This window comes from Paenibacillus tyrphae, from assembly GCF_027925525.1.
GTDB lineage: Bacteria > Bacillota > Bacilli > Paenibacillales > NBRC-103111 > Paenibacillus_G > Paenibacillus_G tyrfis_B.
In genome coordinates this window covers 207445-226793 of sequence record NZ_BSDJ01000005.1, presented here as the reverse complement: position 1 = coordinate 226793, position 19349 = coordinate 207445, and the positions used below count along the sequence as shown (strand labels likewise).

Here is a 19349-nt window from a genome sequence, read left to right as displayed (position 1 = left end):
GGGTTGTTGTTACGAGTCTAACAACGCTTCGCTCACCTTGATCGCTTTGGGGATGAGACCGATTTGCAGAAACGTATCCGCCACGCGCTGCTGCTCGGCGATCACTTGCCCGCTGATCGGCAGCAAGCCGTATTCGCGCCTTCCCATGGCGAGCTCCAGCGACGGAATATCGATGCCAAGCTGCGGCGACAAGACCTGCGCCACCTCCTGCGGATTCGCCTTCGCCCAAGCGCCGGCCTTGTTCAATTCCTCCAACAGGATGGCGGTGATCTCTTTGTTCCGCTCGGCAAACGGGCGGGACGCCAAATAAAACTCATAGTTGGACACCACGTCTTTCCCGTCCGCCAATACTCTGGCATTCGCGGACGTCTGCACGGCGGCGAAATACGGGTCCCAGATGACCCAAGCGTCCACGCTCCCCCGCTCGAAAGCGACTCTGGCGTCGGCTGGAGGCAGAAACACCGTTCGTACGTCGGAATAGCTCAAACCGGCTTGCTCCAACAGCTTTACGAGTAAATAATGAACGTTGGACCCTTTGTTTAAGGCGACCTTTTTGTCCTTCAAATCCTTGACGCTTCGAATCGGCGATGTCTCAGGTACGACAATCGCTTCGCTGGCCGGCCTTGCCTGCTCATACGCCAAATAAACCAAGGGTGCTCCGGCCGCCTGCGCGAAAATCGGGGGCGCTTCGCCCGTATGCCCGAAATCGATGCTGCCTACATTGAGTGCCTCAAGCAACTGCGGACCGCCGGGAAACTCCGTCCACGTCACCGTGTAACCCGCCTCTTGCAGCTTCCGATCAAGCTTTCCTTGCGCCTTGAGAAAGTTTACGGTGCCGTATTTCTGGTACCCGATCCGCACCTGCTTCACTTTTTCATCCTTCCCGTCAGCAGCTCCCGCGGTTCCGCCCAATCCGGACTTGGCCGCTGTCGCGCAGCCGGCTGCAACGGCCACCAGCAAAACCGCCAGCAAAGCCAACGCAAATGGCCTCGTTCCCAGCTTCCGTCTCATACGACGGCTCCCTGGCTCCGGACTGTCCGTTCCGCATACAACCGCGCTTCGCGTGCAAAATCCAGCGCGGACTGGCGAAGCCGTGCCTCCAGCTCCTCGGCCACCTCGAACCCGCCTTCCTCCTTGCGCTTTACCTGCGTATCCAACGCGTACACGCCTTGCAGCTGATTGCGCGCCCCGAGCGCCGACAACACCGGCTTCAACGCATAATCGATCGCCAACAGGTGCGCGGCCGAGCCGCCGATGGCGACCGGCAGAATCACTTTGCCTTCGAGTCCCCGCTGCGGAATCAGATCCAGAAAAGATTTCAATACACCGGTATAGGCTGCTTTGTAGATCGGAGTGGCTACGACGAGGCCGTCTGCCTGCTCGATGAGCCGGTTGGCCGCACTAATGGCGGGGCTGTCGAACCTGGTGTACACCAAATCCTCGGGCGGCAGCTCGTGGACGCGAATCCACTCCGAACCCAGCCCTTCCTGCTGCAGCACCGATTCAATCGATTGCAGCACGCCGTTCAGCCGGGAAGCCGGGGACGGACTGCCGGAAATAATAACAAGTTTAGCCATGGTCATACACTCCTTTTGCTTGTTTTAAAGCGAAAAAAGAAAAGAAAGAGACCTCCGGCGAACCGCATGGCAATGAGCCAAAGCAGTTCGGGAGGTCTCCAACGGTTCGGTGGACCCGCTCGCATCAAAGGGTGCGCTTATGTTGTTTTTGTTCGGGAAGATGGCGCTGGGATGCCGAATCCGATTCAAAACGTTTGCGTTCCGTACGTTCGATTTGCACGATTCGTCCGTCATGCACGACGATCTGTACCGTTCCGTATTCGAGTCCGTTGACACTTTGAAGGATGCGTTTCGTCCAAAGTTCATCCACATCGAGCGGTTTAGCCATCCTAATCCCTCCAGATTTAATGTTTTTTATTCCTATGTGTTAAGTTGGTATTGTATGTTAAAAAAAATGCGCATACCCGTCAAATCGTCCAATCGTTCCACTCGTTTTTGCGTTTGTCGATGTACAGCAGCCAATCCCTTGTTTTGGTCAACAGCTGCTCTTTGGCCAGACTGCCCGTAAACGTATGATCGGCCTGGAAAATAACTTCTTTCTCGCACTGTCCCTGGCTGCGCAGCCAGAACAGCTTCTGGTACAAAAAGCAGTAATCGACGGGAATCACGTCATCTGCCGTACCGTGAACGAGCAGGACGTCGCCATTAAATTTGCGAAGCTGTTCGAACGGCTGGTGCTGCGACAATGATTCGAAGAAGACCGGCTGCAGCGCATAGCCCAGATGATCCGCCGAGCCGCATTGAACGGCGGTCTCGTACGTTTTCTTTCCGGTGATGTTCACGATATCGTTAAACGGATACGCGACAGCCGACCAGAGCACGAGCGATTTCACCCGTTTGTCCCGGGCGGCGGTCAGGATGGCGACGGCTCCGCCGAGGCTGTGTCCTAGCAGCACGACACGCTGCGGGTCAACGCAGTCGATATCGAGCGCGTAATCGAGGACGGTGCGCGTCTGGTCAATCAACGCGTTCAGCCCTCCGGCTCCGTAGTCGCCCGTGCTTTCGCCGCAGCCGCCGTAGTCGAAACGGAGCACCATGTAGCCATGGCGTGCAAACTCCCGCGCCGCCAGGACGAACAAGCGGTCGACGCCGATTCGCGTGCCGACGAACCCGTGGCATATGACGATGATCGGATAACGGCCCGACCCGCACCCTTTTCCGCCCTCCTCTTCCGCCGGCGGATAATGGAGGGTGGCCGCCAGTTCGTATTGTTCGCTTCGTATCGTAATGTGGTGTTCCATCATCGACTACCCCTTTCTGCGGACCTCTTCGGTGTCCGTCGCTTGTGAGACGCTCCGCTGTGCGAACCGATCCCCTCGGCACATAGATTTTTAAATGTGCACCGGCATCGGGTCGGTTTTTAAAGTGTTTTCCAATGTCAGATGTTCGTCTTCGTTGAACAGGTACAAGCGGTGAATCAACACGCCCACCCGGTCTCCCGCATGAAGCTGCGGCAGCTCCAGCGAGCGGTAAGCGAACAGCTTCTCGCTGCCGAGCGCCACTTCGATCTGCCAATTCGTTCCGCGGAAGTAGACGTTCTTGACGACGCCCTGCTCGGCTGCGGACGGGAAAGGCAGCTCGCCGGGCAAGCCGACCTCGATAAACTCGGGACGGATAATCGCTTTCGCGCCCTCGATCGCCCCGGCAGCCGGAAAGCCTTTGAGCGCCGTAGCGTCTCCGAGCTGATTCGATTCGCCGATGAAATTCGCTACAAACGGCGTTTCCGGCTGCTTGTAAATTTCAATCGGCGTGCCCTGCTGCTCCAGCCGGCCTTGGTTGATGATCATGATCTGATCGGCCACCTCGACGGCTTCCTCTTGGTCGTGCGTGACAAAGATGGTCGTAATGCCGACGCGGTCGATCATCTCTTTCAACCAGGTACGCAGTTCTTTGCGTACCTTGGCGTCGATGGCGGCAAACGGCTCATCCAGCAGCAGCAGCTGCGGTTCGGGCGCGATGGCGCGGGCAAAGGCGACACGCTGCCGCTGTCCGCCGGAAAGCTGGTGCGGCAGCCGCTTCTCAAGCCCTCCCAAGCCGGTCAGCTCGATCAGTTCCTGCACGCGCTGCTTGATCTGAGCCTTGCTGCGCTTCTGAACCGTCAGCCCGAAGGCGATGTTGTCGAACACGCTCATGTGGCGGAACAGCGCGTAGCTCTGGAACACGAAGCCGATGCCGCGCGCTTGTGGCGGAAGCGAATTGACCTTCTGCCCGTGAAAGAGGATGTCCCCCGAATCCGGCTCCTCCAGTCCGGCGAGCATGCGAAGGATCGTCGTTTTCCCGCCCCCGCTCGGTCCGAGCAGACCGATCAGCTTCCCTTTTTCAATCTCAAAGCTGACATCTTTGGTCGCCTGAAAGCTGCCGAAGCTTTTCGTCAAATGTTTGGCCACAATATGCATGATCAGGTCTCCCCTTCCCGGCTGAGCTGCTGCTGATGGTGCTTCCACTCGATGACGCTTTTGACGACTAGAGTGACCACCGCAAGCAGGACGAGCAAAGACGCCATGGCGAACGCGCCGGCAAAATTATATTCGTTGTACAAAATCTGGATGTGCAGCGGCATGGTATTCGTCGAGCCGCGAATATGACCAGAGACAACCGACACAGCGCCGAATTCGCCCATGGCGCGGGCGTTGCACAGGATAACCCCATACAGCAGCCCCCACTTGATGTTGGGGAGCGTGATCTTCCAGAAGATGCGCCACCCTTTGGCGCCGAGCGTCACGGCCGCCTCTTCCTCCAGCGTTCCTTGAGCCTGCATCAGCGGCAGCAGCTCCCGGGCGACGAACGGGAAGGTGACGAATACCGTGGCGAGCACGATGCCCGGCAGCGCGAAAATGATCTTGAGATCGTTCTCCTGCAGCCACGGGCCGAACCAGCCTTTCGCGCCGAACAGCAGGACGAAGATCAGACCCGAGATCACCGGGGACACCGCAAACGGCAGGTCGATGAGCGTGATCAGCAGATTTTTTCCTTTGAATTGGAACTTCGTGATTGCCCATGCCGCCGCCAGCCCGAACAGCAGGTTAAGCGGCACTGCGATGACGGCGACGAGCAGCGTCAGGCGAATGGCGGCGGCCGCATCGGACTCGATCAGCGAAGCCGCATACACCTCCCAGCCTTTGTGGAACGCTTCAACGAAGACGCTGACCAAAGGCAGAATGAGCAGAAATCCCAAAAACAACAAAGCGACGGTAATGAGCGCCCATTTCACGATCCGGGGCTCGGTAATGTGACGCGGACGTTCGGCGGCGGCCGAACCCGATTTCACTGCGGTGGCTACGTAACCGGCCATAGTCTTCCTCTCCTCCCCGGCTTATGCCGATGTGACATGGCGGTTCGCCCGCCATTGCAGCAGATTGATGACAAGCAGCGTCACGAAGGAAATGACCAGCATGACCAAGGCGATAGCCGTCGCGCCGGCGTAATCGTACTGCTCCAGCTTCGTCATGATCAGGAGCGGCGCGATCTCGGTCTTCATCGGCATATTGCCGGAGATGAACACGACCGAACCGTACTCTCCCACCGCCCGGGCGAACGCCAGCGTAAAGCCGGTTAGCAGCGCAGGCAGCAGCTCGGGGAACAGGATGCGGACGAACGTCTTCCAGCGGCTCGCGCCGAGGCTCACCGCCGCCTCCTCGACCTCCTTCTCCAGCTCTTCCATTACCGGCTGAAGCGTCCGGACGACGAATGGAATGCCGATGAACGTCAGCGCAAGCATGATGCCGAGCGGCGTAAAGGCGATTTTGATCCCCAGCGGCTCCAGCAGCTTGCCGACCCAGCCGTTCTGCGAATAGATCGTCGTGAGGGCAATCCCGGCGACGGCCGTCGGCAGCGCAAAGGGCAAATCGACAAGCGCGTCGACGATTTTTTTGCCCGGAAACGAGTACCGGACAAGCACCCAAGCGACGATGAAGCCGAAGACCGAATTCATAAGTGCGGCGCCGAACGCCGTGCCGAAGCTGATCTTATAGGAAGCGATGACCCGAGGGTCGGTAATCGTATGCCAGAACGCTTCCCAGCCCATCCCGGAGCTTTTAATGAAAATAGCTGACAAAGGGAACAGAACGATTAAACTCAAGTACAAAACAGTAAAACCCATCGATAAACCGAATCCGGGTAAAATACTGCGCTTTTTCCAAGCTTTGGCCATCGTCTATTCTCTCCCTGTCTGTTACGGTTTGTAGATTTGGTCGAATACGCCGCCGTCGCTAAAATGCGTCTTTTGCGTTTTCGCCCAGCCACCGAACGGCTCGTCATCGATGGTAAACAGGTTTACTTTGGAGAACTGGTTCTCGTACTTCTTCGCAACCGACTCCAGACGCGGACGGTAATAGTTTTTGGCCGCAATCTCTTGCCCTTCCTCCGAGTACAAATAGTCCAGATACGCCTGTGCTACTTCACGGCTGCCTTTCTTGTCGACCACTTTGTCGACGACGGCGACCGGAGGCTCGGCAAGCACGCTGATCGAAGGCGTAACGATCTCGAATTTATCTTTACCGAACTCGTTGATGGACAGATACGCTTCGTTCTCCCAGGCGATCAGAACGTCGCCGATACCGCGTTGCACGAAGGTCGTGGTCGCATCGCGCGCGCCGGAATCGAGCACCGGCACGTTTTTGAACAGCTGCTGCACGAATTCTTTCGCCTTGGCTTCGTCCTTATTGTTCTTCTGGTAGGCGTAGCCCCAAGCGGCCACATAGTTCCAACGGGCGCCGCCGGACGTTTTCGGATTCGGCGTAATGACTTGCACGCCCGGCTTGATCAGATCGTCCCAATCCTTAATGCCCTTCGGGTTGCCTTTCTTCACGAGGAAGACGATGGTCGAAGTGTACGGGGAGCTGTTGTTTTTCAGCTTCTTCTGCCAATCCGCTTGCAGGAGCCCCGCTTGCTGAATGGCGTCGATATCGTAGGCCAGTGCGAGTGTCACCACATCCGCTTCCAGCCCGTCGATGACTGAACGGCCCTGTTTGCCGGAGCCGCCATGCGATTGCTTGAAGGTGACGTCCTGCCCCTTTGTCTTTTTCCAATAGGCGGTAAACGCTTTATTGTAGCTTTGATACAGTTCGCGCGTCGGGTCGTACGAGACGTTAAGAAGCTCGATCGGCTTTGCTGCCGATGCCGCAGGCTTCGTGCCGTCACCAGAAACGGGGGCAGCCCCGCCCGAATCCGGTTTGGCACCGCCGCAAGCCGTTAGCCCGACGAGCGATATCGTAAGTACGCTGAATATTGACCATTTACCGAACAACCGTAGCACGTGATTTGTGTGTGCGCGCATAACCTTTTCTCTCCCCATTTATCAATTCTGCTTATAATTTCCGTTTATCGGATCGGAGGGGCGGGTCAATCGCCCACAGCACATTATATGGCGTTCCGGTTGTCCGGTGACTAACTAATAATTCCGATAAACTTACTTAGTTATGTCAGTATATTAGCATCGCACCTGTGTCCTGTCAATCGCTTTTTTTGGGATTTTTTCACTGTTTAGGCATAAAAAAAGAGGAGCCGATCGCTCCCCGTTCTCCCTAGAATTTTCACATGGTAGATTCGTCCTTTTCCCTCGGCTCTTCCCAGGCTAGTGCCAATAATATTGCTCCACAACGACAGCCCCTATCAAGATCGCACGGCCTGTATCGACCCGGCTTTGATTTATCTTATCAAATATCGCTTTGCAATAGTTTTTCGCCTCGGCAGCTGCCGCCGGGCCTGAAAAGGAAGCCTTGTGGAGATGGTATTCTTGTGTTTCCGGCTTCCAATATTCCTTCGGTACTTCGTTCCGAAGAACATACAATTCTCCCATATGGTTCACGGACCAATCGTGGCACCCGATGGAATCCATTAAAAATGCCCGTTTCAAGATCGTCAGCCCGGTGTACCCCATAGGCATCGCTTTGGACAATTCCCGGTTATGGTAGTCAAAGTCGCTTAGATCGTCTGAAAGATAGGACAGGCATTTTGCCCGATTGGATAAATAAGCAAAATAGGTCCCCGCCGCATTCCGCGAAAATACGTTTTGTCGCGAATGCTTCGGATAATCGCAATAAAATGACAAGTCCGCTTCCCCTTCCGATGGATTTTACGGCCGCAATTCCTTGACAAACAACACGCGGTCATGCCCTTTTCCGTCATAATTGGCCGTCACCTGCACCCCGTCTACTTCGCCGGTTCCCTGATCAATTCGGAAGCCCATGCGGGTATGAAAGGCAATGGACGTTTTATTGACCGGCGAGGTGATGCAGCGCACGAGCTCGCACCCCTTCTCACGAGCCTTGTCGAAGAACATCCCGTACAGCCGCTTAGCGACGCCGTCTTTCCGATGCTTCGGATGCACGCCGATAAAGTGAATATAGGCCTGCTCCGGGTACGTCTGGGAGACAAAGCCGATTAAAAAACCGACGATTTGACCGTCTTGTTCTGCTACAAAGCTCGTATCTTGAAAATGCTGGAAAAACAGCTTTGGCAGCATGTCGGCCATCGGCCGGCCGCCCCACCAATCGTCGATCACGGAGATCACAGGTATGTAATCGGATTCGAGCACATGCCGGAAATGCATAGACAACTCACTCTCCATTTCTTTACTCTTCAAACAAAAGACAGCGCCCCTTCGCGGGTACACTGTCTTCCATGTTGGCAGCCTGGCTGTATTAATGCTTTTCCGTTCCTGTCTCGCGGGATTCCACGGGCGCACAGTCTCCGCAGTAGCCCAAAATTTCAAACCGGTGATTGACGATTTGAAAATCGGACGGCAGATTGTCGATCTGCTTCATCGGGCAAAATTCGAAAGGCACCGTTTTCTCGCAGTTCAAGCAAATAAGATGATGATGATGATGCGACTGGCAGCGGGCGCGGAACTTCAGTCCGTCGTTTAAGTAAATTTGTTCCAGAACACCCATCTCGCTCAGCAGGCGCAGGTTGCGGTACACCGTATCGAAGCTGACACCGGGATAAGGCTGCTTCATATAATCATAAACGTCCTTCGGGGACAAATAGCCGGTCGATTCGGCGAACAAGGCGGCAAGGCTCTTCCGTTGGTCGGTGATGCGCCAGCCTTTGGCCGACATGGCCTTCAAAATATCTTGAACGGTCGACTGAACCTCATGCTCGTGATTTCCCATACCTACCTCTTCCCTATGAATACGCTATCGGATACTACTAATAATGCCTGAATCCGTAGCGGGAGTCAAGGTTACCGGCCTTCCAGAGCCGCCAGCTCGGCCTTCAGAAAGGACCGGTCAAAGTGCTCGCCGATAAACACCGCTACGTTGGGCAGCTCTTCCTTCGGCGCTATTTTCACGAAATCCATCTCGCGGTACGCGTATTGGAACAAAAACGGACTGACCGTATCGGTGAACCGCAAAATGCCTTTAGCCCGGTAAATTTCCTGCGGGAGCCGTCCGATCAGCGCTTCAAACTGCTCGCTGTCCACCGGCCGTGCAAAATAATGCGTGTAGACCATCACATGCTCGTGGCTGTGATGATGCGCATCGCTTCCATGCTCGTGGTCATGATCATGACCTCCGGTTGCGCAGGCTCCGCCCTCCGCATGCTCATGTCCGCAGCCGCAAGCGGAAGCCGCTTGGTGCCGCTCCGCTACGCCGCCTTCGAGGCGTTCGAACAAGGACAGCTCGATCTCGCAGCGCACGGTCGGCAGGATCGGGGCTGCGGGATTCAGCTCCCGGATCAGCGTATCCAGACGAACGAGCTCCGCCGGGGGCACGAGATCCGTCTTGTTGAGCAAAATGCGCGTCGCGCAGCGGATTTGATCCTGCATGAGCCGGTACGTCTTGCCCTTCGGACTGTGCGAACGCTCGCTGAGCTGCGCCGCATCGACGACCGTAATGACCGACTTCAGCTCCACCTTCGTCAGGAGGGAAGCATCCGTTACGCCGTCCAGCATCTCGATCGGGTTGGCCGCTCCCGTGCATTCCACGAACACGACGTCCGGCCGGTGCTCCTCGATCAGCTGCTTCAGCTCCATCCCCAGATCGCCGCGAATCGTACAGCAGATGCAGCCGCCGAGCATTTCGGTCATCGGCACGTCCTCGTCCACAAGCATCCCGTCCAGATTCACGTCGCCCAGCTCGTTCATCAGAACGGCGGGCTTTCTGCCGCTCAGTTTATAATAATCCAGCGCCCGGGTCAGCAGCGTCGTCTTGCCGCTGCCCAAAAATCCGGTCAAAATATGAACCGGAACCGATCGTTCTTCCTTCAAGTCGCTACACCGCTTTCCGTTTATGTTCGCAAGTCAGGCTGTTGCCCTACTTTTTTTCAAATTTTACTCCGTCCGCTCGGCCCTGTCAATTAATCGTAATTTTTATCATTAAAATTTTGACAGGCAAAGTTACTTCAGCAATTCGAGGATCGTCGCGATAAAATGGTCCGCAACCGAACGTTCGGGGCGGGATTTCATCAGCACGGTAAGTCCGACGACCGACACGAGCATGGTGTGGGCCAACGCCTTGGCGCTGCCGACTTGCTTAAGCTCTCCCGACCGTATTCCGCGCTCGATCGTTTCTTGAAACAGGGCAGCCAGATACATCTGATGCTCTCTGGTGAGAACCTCGAACTTGGCGTCATGCGGCGCAAGCTCCACCATGACGTTGATGCAGAAGCATCCCTTGTTGGGCCCTTCCTCGTCCGCTTCTGCCGCAATCCCTTCGAAATAGGACCGGAACGCTTCCTTGACGGAAGAAGCGTTTTGCAGCTTGGACCGGACGTAGGAGGAGTGAGCGCGCGTATATTTGCGCAGCGCAGCTTCGAACAGCTCCTTCTTGTCTCCGAAGGCCGCATAAAGGCTTGGGCGCTGTATACCCATTCCGGACGTGAGATCGCTTAAAGAAGTCGCTTCGAACCCCTTTTCCCAAAATAGCCGCATGGCGGCATCCAAAGCCTTGTCTTCATCGAACGCCCTTGGCCGTACCATAGAATAGCCTCTTTTCATATCGATTAGTATACTAAGATTTTAGGCCTTGAAGCCGCCGCTGTCAAATTCCAGCGACGTTCCTCAGACGCGCCATTATGGAATTTTCGCTCGCTTCCCGGTCAATCGGCCTCTTGACAGCAGCCCTGCATGAGAGTTATATTTACGAAGCACGTTATATACCAATCGGTACATTATACTTTTTGGTACAAAATATTTATACTGCTCAGGAGGATAGAACGATGGATAGGCTTGAACCAAAGACTGGGCTTCTTGCCGGAGACCGCAGCGAGGCAAAACCGGAGGTGCCGCGAGGCCCTTTAGCCGCAGAGGAACCGGCTTCCGCGCCGGCGATGTCTCGCTCCGTCGCGCTGTTGTTTGCTGTCGCCTGCGGGCTTGCTGTCGCCAACATCTACTATGCGCAGCCGCTGCTCGACGCGATGGCAAGCGAGTTTGGCATTGACCGCGCCACCGTAGGCATTGTCATCACGGCTACTCAGATCTTCTATGCGCTAGGACTGCTTATGCTTGTCCCGCTCGGCGATCTGGTGAACCGCCGGAAACTGATCGTAGGCCAAATGCTGTTGTGCGTATTAGCGCTTATCGCGGTCGGCACCGCCTCTACCGCCGCCGTGCTGCTTGCAGGCATGGGTGCGGTCGGCCTGCTTGCCGTCGTGACGCAGGCGCTCGTGGCCTACGCTTCGACGTTGGCTGCGCCCGCCGAGCGAGGTCGGGTCGTCGGCCTGGTAACGAGCGGTGTGGTCATCGGCATTCTGCTTGCCCGAACCGTCGCCGGGACGCTGACCGATCTCGCGGGCTGGCGTTCGGTATATTTCGTCTCAGCCGGATTGATGGTGCTCATGGCCGGGCTTCTGTTCCGGGTGCTGCCGCGTGAAGATCACGGGAAGGAGCCGATGACGTATCCGCAGCTGCTGCGCTCCGTATTCGCTTTATTTGTGCAGGAGCCGGCGCTGCGGATACGAGGTATCATCGCGATGCTTATTTTTGCCTCGTTCAGTGTGCTGTGGACCTCGTTAGTGCTGCCGCTCAGCTCGCCGCCGCTGTCGCTTTCCCATACCGCGATCGGGTCGTTCGGGCTCGTGGGCGTAGCGGGAGCGTTGGCGGCGGCGCGTGCAGGACGGCTCGCAGACCGCGGCTTGGGACAGCGGACCACCGGTATTGGGCTGACGCTGCTGCTGGTTTCGTGGCTGCCGATCAGTCTGACCGAACGCTCCCTTTGGGCCCTGATCGCCGGGGTGGTTCTCCTCGATCTCGCAGTGCAAGCCGTGCACGTCACCAATCAGAGCATGATTTACAACGTGCGCCCGGAGGCCCGCAGCCGTCTCGCCGGCGCGTACATGATCTTCTACTCGATCGGCAGCGCCGTCGGCTCGATTTCCTCGACGCTCATGTACGCGCGGGCCGGTTGGACCGGCGTCTGTCTACTGGGCGCGGCCATAAGCGGTCTTGCTCTACTGTTCTGGGGATTGACCCGGCGCTTGACGTCCGCATGAACTTGGACAATACCCTTTTTCTTCGGTAGTCCACTCCTTTTTTTTGAAGACTCATATGAATATATGGAGTCCATCGAAAAGGAGGTTGGGCCTATGCGTGATAAATGGAAAAAGCCAGCGTTCATTCTAGGAATTCTTGGTGGCGCGAAGCTTGCCTTGGGCAGCTTCGGATACGACATCCCCGATAATCTCATTAACGATATCGCGAATGGAGTCGGCGCCGTTCTCGTTCTCGTCGGCATTATTGTTGACCATGGCAAGCCGAAAGATGGTGCCGTATAACCATCCGATCTCTGCGGACTTAACGCCTCTCGCATGCGAGGGGCGTTTCTTTTTTTGGGTTACACGATGGAACACTTGCATGGCAGCAATAAATAAACCTTTTAGCAAATTTTTCTGCGAACCGGCTCATATAAATAACTCTGAAGGCTTTGAAAACACGTTCCGTAAGCACCTGCGGACTTCAAGTTTGAATCCGCGGAGCATGGAGCGTACTATGGAAGGAAACCTTTCTATAAGAAGAAATCGATTGAGCGATTACCGCTTGCATGAAGGAAAGCGAGGGATACGCATGTCTGTCCGAACCCCGAGTCGGCCTACGATTCAAATCGATCCGACCTTTGCTTATTATCTCGACCGTTCCCCCGAAAGCGTCGCCTCCGAGCTGGAATTGGCCGGATTCCGTACCGTGCGCTATTTTGTAACGGATGAAACCCGGGTGAATGGCAGGCTTGTAGCGGCTCTTCGCGAGCGCGGCATGGACGTCTGGGCGATGGTGATCGGCAACGGGACGTACACGACCGAAAATTTGCCTCCGGATTGGCCGGAGTGGCAAATGACGCTGCTGAAGCCGGTCAACGACGGGTTTACCCGGCTATCTCCTTTCAGCCACCGCTATGTGGCCTGGAAAAAAGCGGCGGCCGCCCATCTCGTCCGCACGCACCCGTTTACGGGCTTTGAGGTCGCCGAGCCGTATTTCCCCGAATGGAACGGACTGGCAAGCGGCGTGTACGGTGATGTCGGCCCGTATGCCAGGGCGGCGTTCAAGCAGTTCAGCGGCAGCGACATGCCGGAATTTCGCTACTCCTCCTCGCCCCTGTATTACAAAAAGGACCGCGGCCGTTACTTGCTGTGGATCGAGTTTCGGGTACAGGCGGTGAACGGGTTTCTGAGCGAGCTGATCAACGGAGCCGGCGGGGTCCGCGAAGCGAGACCCGATATCAAAATCGCGACGTGGTCCCTCGCGGTGGACGCCGGCCAAGATCCTGTCGGAGCGCTTCGCGAGTATCAAGGCGTGGATGCCGTTGAAATGATCCGGACGGTCCGCCCGGACGCCCACATCCTCCAGACCCATTGGCCGGACTGGATGCGCGTACATCTGCCGCCTGACTACATAAGACATTACCGGCCTTTTGCGGAGAGCATCCGTGCCGTTCATCCGGGCATTCCGCTGGGCATCCAGGCGGATATCGGCTCGCAGGCCCGGATGCGGCGCAGCCGAACTTGGATTCGGGAGTTCGCCAAATCGGCGGGCGAGCTCGGCTACCGGTTCTGGACGGCCTACGAGTATTCCATCGGCCTGCCGATGTACCGGGAACCGCCCCGGGTGCTGCGGGTCTACCGTCCGGACCGCCAGCTCATCGTGCTGGAATTCTGCAAGCGTATCGATGCCGAATCCGCCGCAGAGCCATCGCATTACCGCTGTTTCGCCGGCGGACATCCGCTGGAGCTTGCGATCCGCGTCATTCAAGCAGACGGCAACGTCGTTGTCTTGCAAGCGGATTTTCCCCGCGTGTCGTTCGAGCTGTTCGCGGAAGGAATCCGCGATACTCCCGGGCTGCTGCTTATTCCCAACGAGCGGGAGAACGAATCGCCCAGCGGCTTTCCGGTACGGGTTACGGGCTGGTACTAAGAGTTGGTCATTTCTCCGGTCGCGGGTTATAATGGAAGAAATCCACCAATCGACGGGAGATGAATGCAAGTTGACTTTATCGTCTTGGAAAGAAGAGCGGGCCAACGCCATCAGCCACGGCATCGGCGCCGCGCTCAGCGTCGCGGCTCTCGTTCTGCTGCTTCTTCATTCGCTGCAGAACGGCACGGTCTGGCATATCGTCAGCTTCACCGTATTCGGCGTCTCGCTCATTCTGCTGTACGTCTGCTCCACCTTGCTGCACAGCGCCCGCAAGGCGCGCTGGATCGATCTGTTCGAAATTATGGACCACTCGGCCATCTACGTGCTCATCGCAGGCACCTATACCCCGTTCTTGCTCGTGACGATTCGCGGCCCTTTGGGATGGAGCTTATTCGGCGTCGTATGGGGACTTGCGCTGCTGGGCATTGTGTTCAAGCTGTTTTTCGTCAAGCGGTTTAATGTCCTCTCGACGCTGTTCTATATCGCGATGGGCTGGATGGTCATGTTCGCGTTCCGTCCGCTTCAGGAGCAGCTTCCCGCAGCCGGAATCGGCTGGCTGGTCGCCGGAGGCCTGCTGTATACGGTCGGCACGATCTTTTATTTATGGCGCAAGCTCCCCTATGCCCACACCGTATGGCACGTGTTCGTGCTGGGAGGAAGCATCTGCCACTTTTGCTCCGTCTACTTCTATGTGCTGCCCTGGTAGGGTATAAACGAAACGGCAAAAAAGCTTTCACGCAGACACTGCGGTGAAAGCTTTTTGTATGTCTGTAACCTCGACGTTATTTGCGGAGACGCTTGAACCGGTAATACAGGAAACAGCCGAAACAAAAACCGCCTAGAGCGGCGAGCGCGGCAAGCGCAACGATACCGGCAAGGACGTATCCGAGCCAGCCGCCCGGATTCACCCAGAACGCCAGCAGCGACAAGCTCAGCAGCAGAACGGTTACGGCGCTGTTGAACCGCAGCAGCTCCCGCGATTCGGTGCGGGCTCCTGTTACACGGCTGCGAAGCAGCGGGGCGGCCAGCTGTACGATTAGATTGGCGCGAATGCCCTGCCATAAGCCGAGCACTTGAACCGCCCACAAGGCGGCGATCAGCGCCGGCTGGCGCAGCGCTACCGCAAGCGCAACCAGCAGGACAATACCAGCCTGGTTCGCGCGGACGTACGGAATAGGAATTTCTTTCATAGGCGCTCGAATTCACCCCACGATAAAAATAGCTTTACTCGGTCTTGAGCCTACCCGATCGACGAATGCTTGCCGCCAGCAACACTTCTAAGAGGATACTGCCTCCAGCCTAAGCTGTCCCGTATTCGGGTCCTGCAGCACGAGCCGTCCTTCGACCGGCCGTCCCTGCTCGTCGACCAGCCTCATCAGCGCCGTGCGCCCGTGTTTCAATAAATACGTGATGGCAGCGTCCGTCAACGAGGCTCCGAAGCTGTCCTTCCAGATCACGAAGGTGCAGCCCGTTTTGTACGCGCTGCAGCCGTAGCCGCGCTTGCCGCGGATGATGCTGCCGCGGCAGCCCGCGCGCGGGCACGCGCCCAGCGCCGCCACCGGCGCAGCGGCGGCCGGCTGCGGGGCCGGCGCTGCGGCGCCTTCGCCGCCCGGGGCGGACCGTGCGCGCCGCGTGCTCGCGGGGCGCACGGCTTCCGCCGCAGGCGGCTCGTCCGCGGCCGCGGCTGCGCGCGCGCTGCGCTTGCCCCGCGCGGAGCTGGACGCGCGGGCGGGGCCCTCCGGCGCGGCCTTGGCCGCCGCGCCGCTTTTGCGCCGCTGGCGCGGGGCGTTCGAAGGCGTATCGCCTTCGAACGCCTGCTTCGCCGCGGGCTTCTGCCCCCGCACCTTCTCGACGATCAGGGCGGCAAAACGCTCGACGTTCTTCATGAACGTCTCGTCCGACGCCGCGCCGCGCGCGATCTCATTCAGCCGCCTCTCCCACTGCCCGGTCATCTCCGGTGACGTCAACAGCTCGACGCCCGCGCCGCGGATCAGCTCAACCGCCGTGCGGCCCTTCGGCGTGATCGCGATGCGCTTGCCCTGCATGACCACGTAGCCGACCTGCTTCAGCCGCTCGATGACGGACGCGCGTGTCGCCGGCGTTCCGAGCCCGGAATCTTTCATCGCGTCACGCAGTTCCTCGTCCTCGATCTGCTTGCCCGCGCTTTCCATCGCCTTCAGCAGCGTGCCTTCGGTGTACGCCTTCGGCGGCTGGGTCTCCTTCTCCTTCGCCGCACTGTCCTTGCACAGCACCGCCTGTGCCGCATCCAGTGTGAACGGAGCGTCGGTCTCCTCCTCGGCGACGGCATCCTCTTCCTGCTCCCGGTCGGCTTTCCCCTTGCCCCGGGACGGCTTTTCTTTTTCCTTTTTCTGGTCGGCATAGATGACCTTCCAGCCCAGGGACAGCAGCTGCTTCACCGTGCTCTTGAACCGTTCGCCTTCGGATACCGTCACGATGGTGTGGAGCTTGTACATCGCCGCGGGATAAAAATGCGACAAAAACCGCCGTACGATCAAGTCGTACAGCTTTTGTTCGTCGGGCGCGAGCCCGCTTGGCATTTTATGCGTCGGCAAAATCGCATGGTGATCTTCCACCCTGGCCGGATTGCAGACCGCCTTATTGTTTTTGTGCACCAGCTTTTTGTCCGCCTGCTGAACAAGCGGCGCATAGCCGGTCTTGCCGAGCTGGTCGAGCGCCCGGTGCATCTCGGGAATGTTCTGCTCAGTCACATAGTTGGAGTTCGTCCGCGGGTAGCTGATCGCTTTATGCTTCTCATAGAGCGCTTGGGCGAGATCGAGCGTCTTTTTGGCGGAAAACCCGAACTTCGCATTCGCTTCGCGCTGCAGCAAGGTCAGATCGTAGAGCTTGAACGGGTATTCCTTCGTATCCTTTACGTCGTAGCTCTCGACCCGACCGGTCTTCCCTTTGACCTTGGCCGCGAGCGCCGCCGCTTTCTCGCCGTCGGTCAGCTTGTCCCCCTGCCACAGTCCGCGGTACTTCGTATCCCCTTGCGTGAACCATGCTTCGACTTCGTAGTACTTGCTCGATGTAAACGCCTCGATCTCTTTCTGCCGGTCGTACAGTAGCGCCAGCACAGGCGTTTGCACCCGCCCGACGGACAGCAGCTCGCGGTGCTTCGTCGTAAACGCGCGCGAGCCGTTCATCCCGATCAGCCAATCCGCCTCGCTCCGCGCCCGGGCTGCCCTCGTCAGCGGCTCAAATTCCACGCCCTCGCGCAGCTCGGCGAAGCCTTTGCGGATCGTCTCCGGCGTCAGGTCGGAAATCCACAGCCGCTTGACCGGATGAGACAGCTTCAGGTGCCGCTGGATGAGGGAAAAAATATGCTGCCCCTCCCGCCCGGCATCGCAAGCGTTAATAAGCTGGCCGCTCCGTTTGGCCAGCTCGGCGATAACCTTGAGCTGGTCCTTCGTCTTCGGATTGGGTACGAGCTTGAACCGCTCCGGGATGATCGGCAAATCGTTAAAATTCCATTTTTTGTATTTATCATCGTACGCATCCGGTTCGGCAAGGCCGATCAAATGCCCGATGGCCCAGGTGATAATATACTGCTCGCCTTCAATATGCGTGCGTTGATTTTTCGCCTTCGGCTCGATGGCGGCCGCAATATTGCGCCCCATGTCCGGCTTCTCGGCGATAACAAGCGTCTTCATCCGTCAACTTTCCTCTCCTATGCCGATGAAAATTGCAGCGTATGGCACCGGCTTCTGCAAGCCGTATTTCGAAAACGTGCTTCATCATATTATACCATAACCCCTTTCCCGTCGACCCGTTCCTTGGAAAAACGAGCAAAAAAACAGCAGGCCGGTTGACTGACCGACCTGCTGTTGCGTTTAGCCTCGTACTCATTCATGCCGCCCTAAACGGTGAGCAGCAGTTCTTTGATCCCATACGCGAACGTGCTTTCAAGCGGCTTTAAAGTGAAGCTCGCGCTTAACTTGAAGTCGGGATACCGCCGGATCCATTCTCTTAAAGCGATTTCCGCTTCCATGCGGGCCAGCGGCGCCCCGAGACAAAAATGGATGCCCCGACCAAAGGCCATGTGCGGATTCGGCTTGCGCGGCACCACGAACTGCTCCGCATCCTGAAACTGCTTTTCGTCGCGATTGGCCGCCCCCATCCAGGCGATGACGTATTCCCCTGCGCGCAGCTTTTTCCCTCCCAATTCGACGTCTTCGTGCACAATACGGAATGAAGCCTGTACGGGCGAACGGAAACGCAGTACCTCTTCAATCGCGGCAGGCAGCAATTCGTCCGGCTCATTTTTGATTTGCCGGTACACCTCCGGGTACTCCAAGAACGTGTAGATCGCATTCGTAATCAAATTGGTCGTCGTTTCGTTCCCGGCAACGAGCAGCAAGATGCAAAAACCGACGATTTCCTCTTCCGTCAGGCTCTGTCCATCCACGCTGGCCTGAAGCAGCACGGAAATGATGTCGTCCGCAGGCTAAACCGTCTTCACTTCCTCGTAACCGAAAACATCCCACGTACGGCGCTCCTCATCCGGGGTCTCCTCTCTCATTTTGCGATACCATTTGAACGGATTGAAACGCTCTTCCGGAGTGCTAAGCTCGCGAACTTGACCAAAATCGGTAATAGCGGACTTTTCCATAACTAGGCCTCCTTATTTACATTATTGTAAGCAATAAAAAAGCCTATCGAAGATTTTGATAAAAGGAAGTAAACTTGCAGTTACATCCTTTTATCTATTTCCTTCGATAGGCTTTAGGCCTATGCTTTATTGTTAATTTCACCGTTAGTTCATTGTTTTTATATACTCAAAATATCATATTTCAACTTTTTTTACAATAAGCTAAGTTACTATTACACATTAATCTCTGTTAATGTTCTTTTTTTTTGATAAATATACTTATAATCAAATATTAACATTATATCCATGTTAGGCAATTTTTCATTGATTGTTTTAAGCATTTCTTTACGTAAATTGGAGTAATGTACACCCTCCACTTTTTCAAATTTAATAATTATTCTACATGAATTGCTTTTATTTTCAAGAATAATAGAAATGTCTTTGCTTGATATTAGAATATTTTTTTTTTTAAATTGTTCTATAATGTATATCAAAATACTTGAGTGAATTTTTTTAATCATTTTTCTTTTAGATTGTAAATGTAATTTGTAACTCAGTACTCTAAAGCATATAGTTAAAATACAAACAATAACCACTAATAACGGTAAAATTTTGTAAGTACTTTGAATGAAATAAAGAATTATATTTGAAATAATTAGTGAAAAAGGAGTTATCAGATTTTTTAGTCCATACAAAACAGTTGGATCAGCTAGTAAACTTTTACTCATTTGATCTCTTGTATAATAATATGTAAAAATCAAGGAGAGAAGTATGATAACATTCGTAACAAAAAATATTATCATATCTACCCCTCCTAATA

The 19349-nt window shown here is 56.0% G+C and carries 22 protein-coding genes; 4 read left to right on the top strand and 18 right to left on the bottom strand.

Going from position 1 to position 19349, the window contains the following annotated elements:
• Window positions 1–9: 9 nt before the first annotated feature.
• From QMG93_RS08245 to QMG93_RS08185, 13 genes are all read right to left on the bottom strand, one after another.
• Entirely contained in the window at window positions 10–1011 is a 1002-nt protein-coding gene (locus tag QMG93_RS08245; RefSeq protein WP_281935286.1) for a sulfonate ABC transporter substrate-binding protein, read from the bottom strand.
• Window positions 1008–1577, bottom strand: coding sequence for an NADPH-dependent FMN reductase (gene ssuE, locus QMG93_RS08240; protein WP_281935284.1), 570 nt, complete (start codon window positions 1575–1577; stop codon window positions 1008–1010). Before ssuE ends, QMG93_RS08245 begins: the two co-directional genes overlap by 4 nt.
• A 124-nt stretch (window positions 1578–1701) precedes the next feature.
• The gene (locus QMG93_RS08235; RefSeq protein WP_036685727.1) at window positions 1702–1905 is read right to left on the bottom strand and encodes a YezD family protein; all 204 of its coding nucleotides are present in this window, start codon (window positions 1903–1905) and stop codon (window positions 1702–1704) included.
• A gap of 79 nt (window positions 1906–1984) precedes the next feature.
• On the bottom strand, window positions 1985–2818 hold the full coding sequence (locus QMG93_RS08230) for an alpha/beta hydrolase family protein (RefSeq protein ID WP_063180657.1): 834 nt from the start codon (window positions 2816–2818) through the stop codon (window positions 1985–1987).
• Between the two features lie 90 nt (window positions 2819–2908).
• Window positions 2909–3973, bottom strand: coding sequence for a sulfate/molybdate ABC transporter ATP-binding protein (locus QMG93_RS08225; protein WP_281935280.1), 1065 nt, complete (start codon window positions 3971–3973; stop codon window positions 2909–2911).
• Window positions 3974–3975: 2 nt separating this feature from the next.
• Window positions 3976–4869, bottom strand: a complete 894-nt coding sequence (cysW, locus tag QMG93_RS08220) for a sulfate ABC transporter permease subunit CysW (RefSeq protein ID WP_281935278.1) — start codon at window positions 4867–4869, stop codon at window positions 3976–3978.
• Window positions 4870–4890: 21 nt separating this feature from the next.
• Window positions 4891–5727: a sulfate ABC transporter permease subunit CysT gene (gene cysT / locus QMG93_RS08215; RefSeq protein WP_281935276.1), complete on the bottom strand. Its 837-nt coding sequence runs from the start codon at window positions 5725–5727 to the stop codon at window positions 4891–4893.
• 21 nt (window positions 5728–5748) lie between these two features.
• Window positions 5749–6852: a sulfate ABC transporter substrate-binding protein gene (locus tag QMG93_RS08210; RefSeq protein WP_063180653.1), complete on the bottom strand. Its 1104-nt coding sequence runs from the start codon at window positions 6850–6852 to the stop codon at window positions 5749–5751.
• A 297-nt stretch (window positions 6853–7149) separates the two neighbouring features.
• Window positions 7150–7626, bottom strand: coding sequence for a hypothetical protein (locus QMG93_RS08205; protein ID WP_281935273.1), 477 nt, complete (start codon window positions 7624–7626; stop codon window positions 7150–7152).
• 24 nt (window positions 7627–7650) lie between these two features.
• On the bottom strand, window positions 7651–8127 hold the full coding sequence (locus QMG93_RS08200) for a GNAT family N-acetyltransferase (protein ID WP_281935468.1): 477 nt from the start codon (window positions 8125–8127) through the stop codon (window positions 7651–7653).
• Window positions 8128–8218: 91 nt separating this feature from the next.
• Window positions 8219–8689: a Fur family transcriptional regulator gene (locus QMG93_RS08195; protein ID WP_127461041.1), complete on the bottom strand. Its 471-nt coding sequence runs from the start codon at window positions 8687–8689 to the stop codon at window positions 8219–8221.
• A 71-nt stretch (window positions 8690–8760) separates the two neighbouring features.
• Window positions 8761–9786 carry a CobW family GTP-binding protein gene (locus QMG93_RS08190; RefSeq protein WP_281935270.1) on the bottom strand — a complete coding sequence of 342 codons (1026 nt, stop codon included), beginning with the start codon at window positions 9784–9786 and terminating at the stop codon, window positions 8761–8763.
• Window positions 9787–9915: 129 nt separating this feature from the next.
• The gene (locus tag QMG93_RS08185) at window positions 9916–10497 is read right to left on the bottom strand and encodes a TetR/AcrR family transcriptional regulator (protein ID WP_281935268.1); all 582 of its coding nucleotides are present in this window, start codon (window positions 10495–10497) and stop codon (window positions 9916–9918) included.
• A 350-nt stretch (window positions 10498–10847) separates the two neighbouring features.
• Here QMG93_RS08185 and QMG93_RS08180 point away from each other — a divergent pair, with 350 nt between their 5' ends.
• The 4 genes from QMG93_RS08180 to trhA all read left to right on the top strand — a co-directional run bounded on the left by QMG93_RS08180 (window position 10848) and on the right by trhA (window position 14626).
• Complete coding sequence (locus tag QMG93_RS08180) at window positions 10848–12008, top strand: MFS transporter (RefSeq protein WP_281935466.1); 1161 nt, start codon at window positions 10848–10850, stop codon at window positions 12006–12008.
• Between the two features lie 93 nt (window positions 12009–12101).
• Window positions 12102–12290 carry a hypothetical protein gene (locus QMG93_RS08175; RefSeq protein ID WP_281935266.1) on the top strand — a complete coding sequence of 63 codons (189 nt, stop codon included), beginning with the start codon at window positions 12102–12104 and terminating at the stop codon, window positions 12288–12290.
• 289 nt (window positions 12291–12579) lie between these two features.
• Window positions 12580–13920, top strand: a complete 1341-nt coding sequence (locus tag QMG93_RS08170; protein ID WP_281935264.1) for an N-acyl-D-glucosamine 2-epimerase — start codon at window positions 12580–12582, stop codon at window positions 13918–13920.
• Between the two features lie 31 nt (window positions 13921–13951).
• Window positions 13952–14626 carry a PAQR family membrane homeostasis protein TrhA gene (gene trhA / locus QMG93_RS08165; RefSeq protein ID WP_281935262.1) on the top strand — a complete coding sequence of 225 codons (675 nt, stop codon included), beginning with the start codon at window positions 13952–13954 and terminating at the stop codon, window positions 14624–14626.
• Window positions 14627–14702: 76 nt separating this feature from the next.
• Here the strand turns inward: trhA and QMG93_RS08160 are convergent, their stop codons facing one another.
• The 5 genes from QMG93_RS08160 to QMG93_RS08140 form a co-directional block, all read right to left on the bottom strand.
• Window positions 14703–15110, bottom strand: a complete 408-nt coding sequence (locus tag QMG93_RS08160; RefSeq protein ID WP_281935260.1) for a DUF4395 family protein — start codon at window positions 15108–15110, stop codon at window positions 14703–14705.
• Between the two features lie 87 nt (window positions 15111–15197).
• Entirely contained in the window at window positions 15198–17591 is a 2394-nt protein-coding gene (locus QMG93_RS08155; RefSeq protein ID WP_281935258.1) for a type IA DNA topoisomerase, read from the bottom strand.
• Between the two features lie 206 nt (window positions 17592–17797).
• Window positions 17798–18364 (bottom strand): cytochrome P450, encoded by a 567-nt coding sequence (locus tag QMG93_RS08150; protein ID WP_281935256.1) that lies wholly within the window; start codon window positions 18362–18364, stop codon window positions 17798–17800.
• 21 nt (window positions 18365–18385) lie between these two features.
• A complete protein-coding gene (locus QMG93_RS08145; protein WP_281935254.1) occupies window positions 18386–18550 on the bottom strand; it encodes a hypothetical protein in 165 nt (54 codons plus the stop codon).
• A gap of 212 nt (window positions 18551–18762) precedes the next feature.
• Window positions 18763–19332, bottom strand: a complete 570-nt coding sequence (locus QMG93_RS08140; protein ID WP_281935252.1) for a hypothetical protein — start codon at window positions 19330–19332, stop codon at window positions 18763–18765.
• Window positions 19333–19349: the final 17 nt, after the last annotated feature.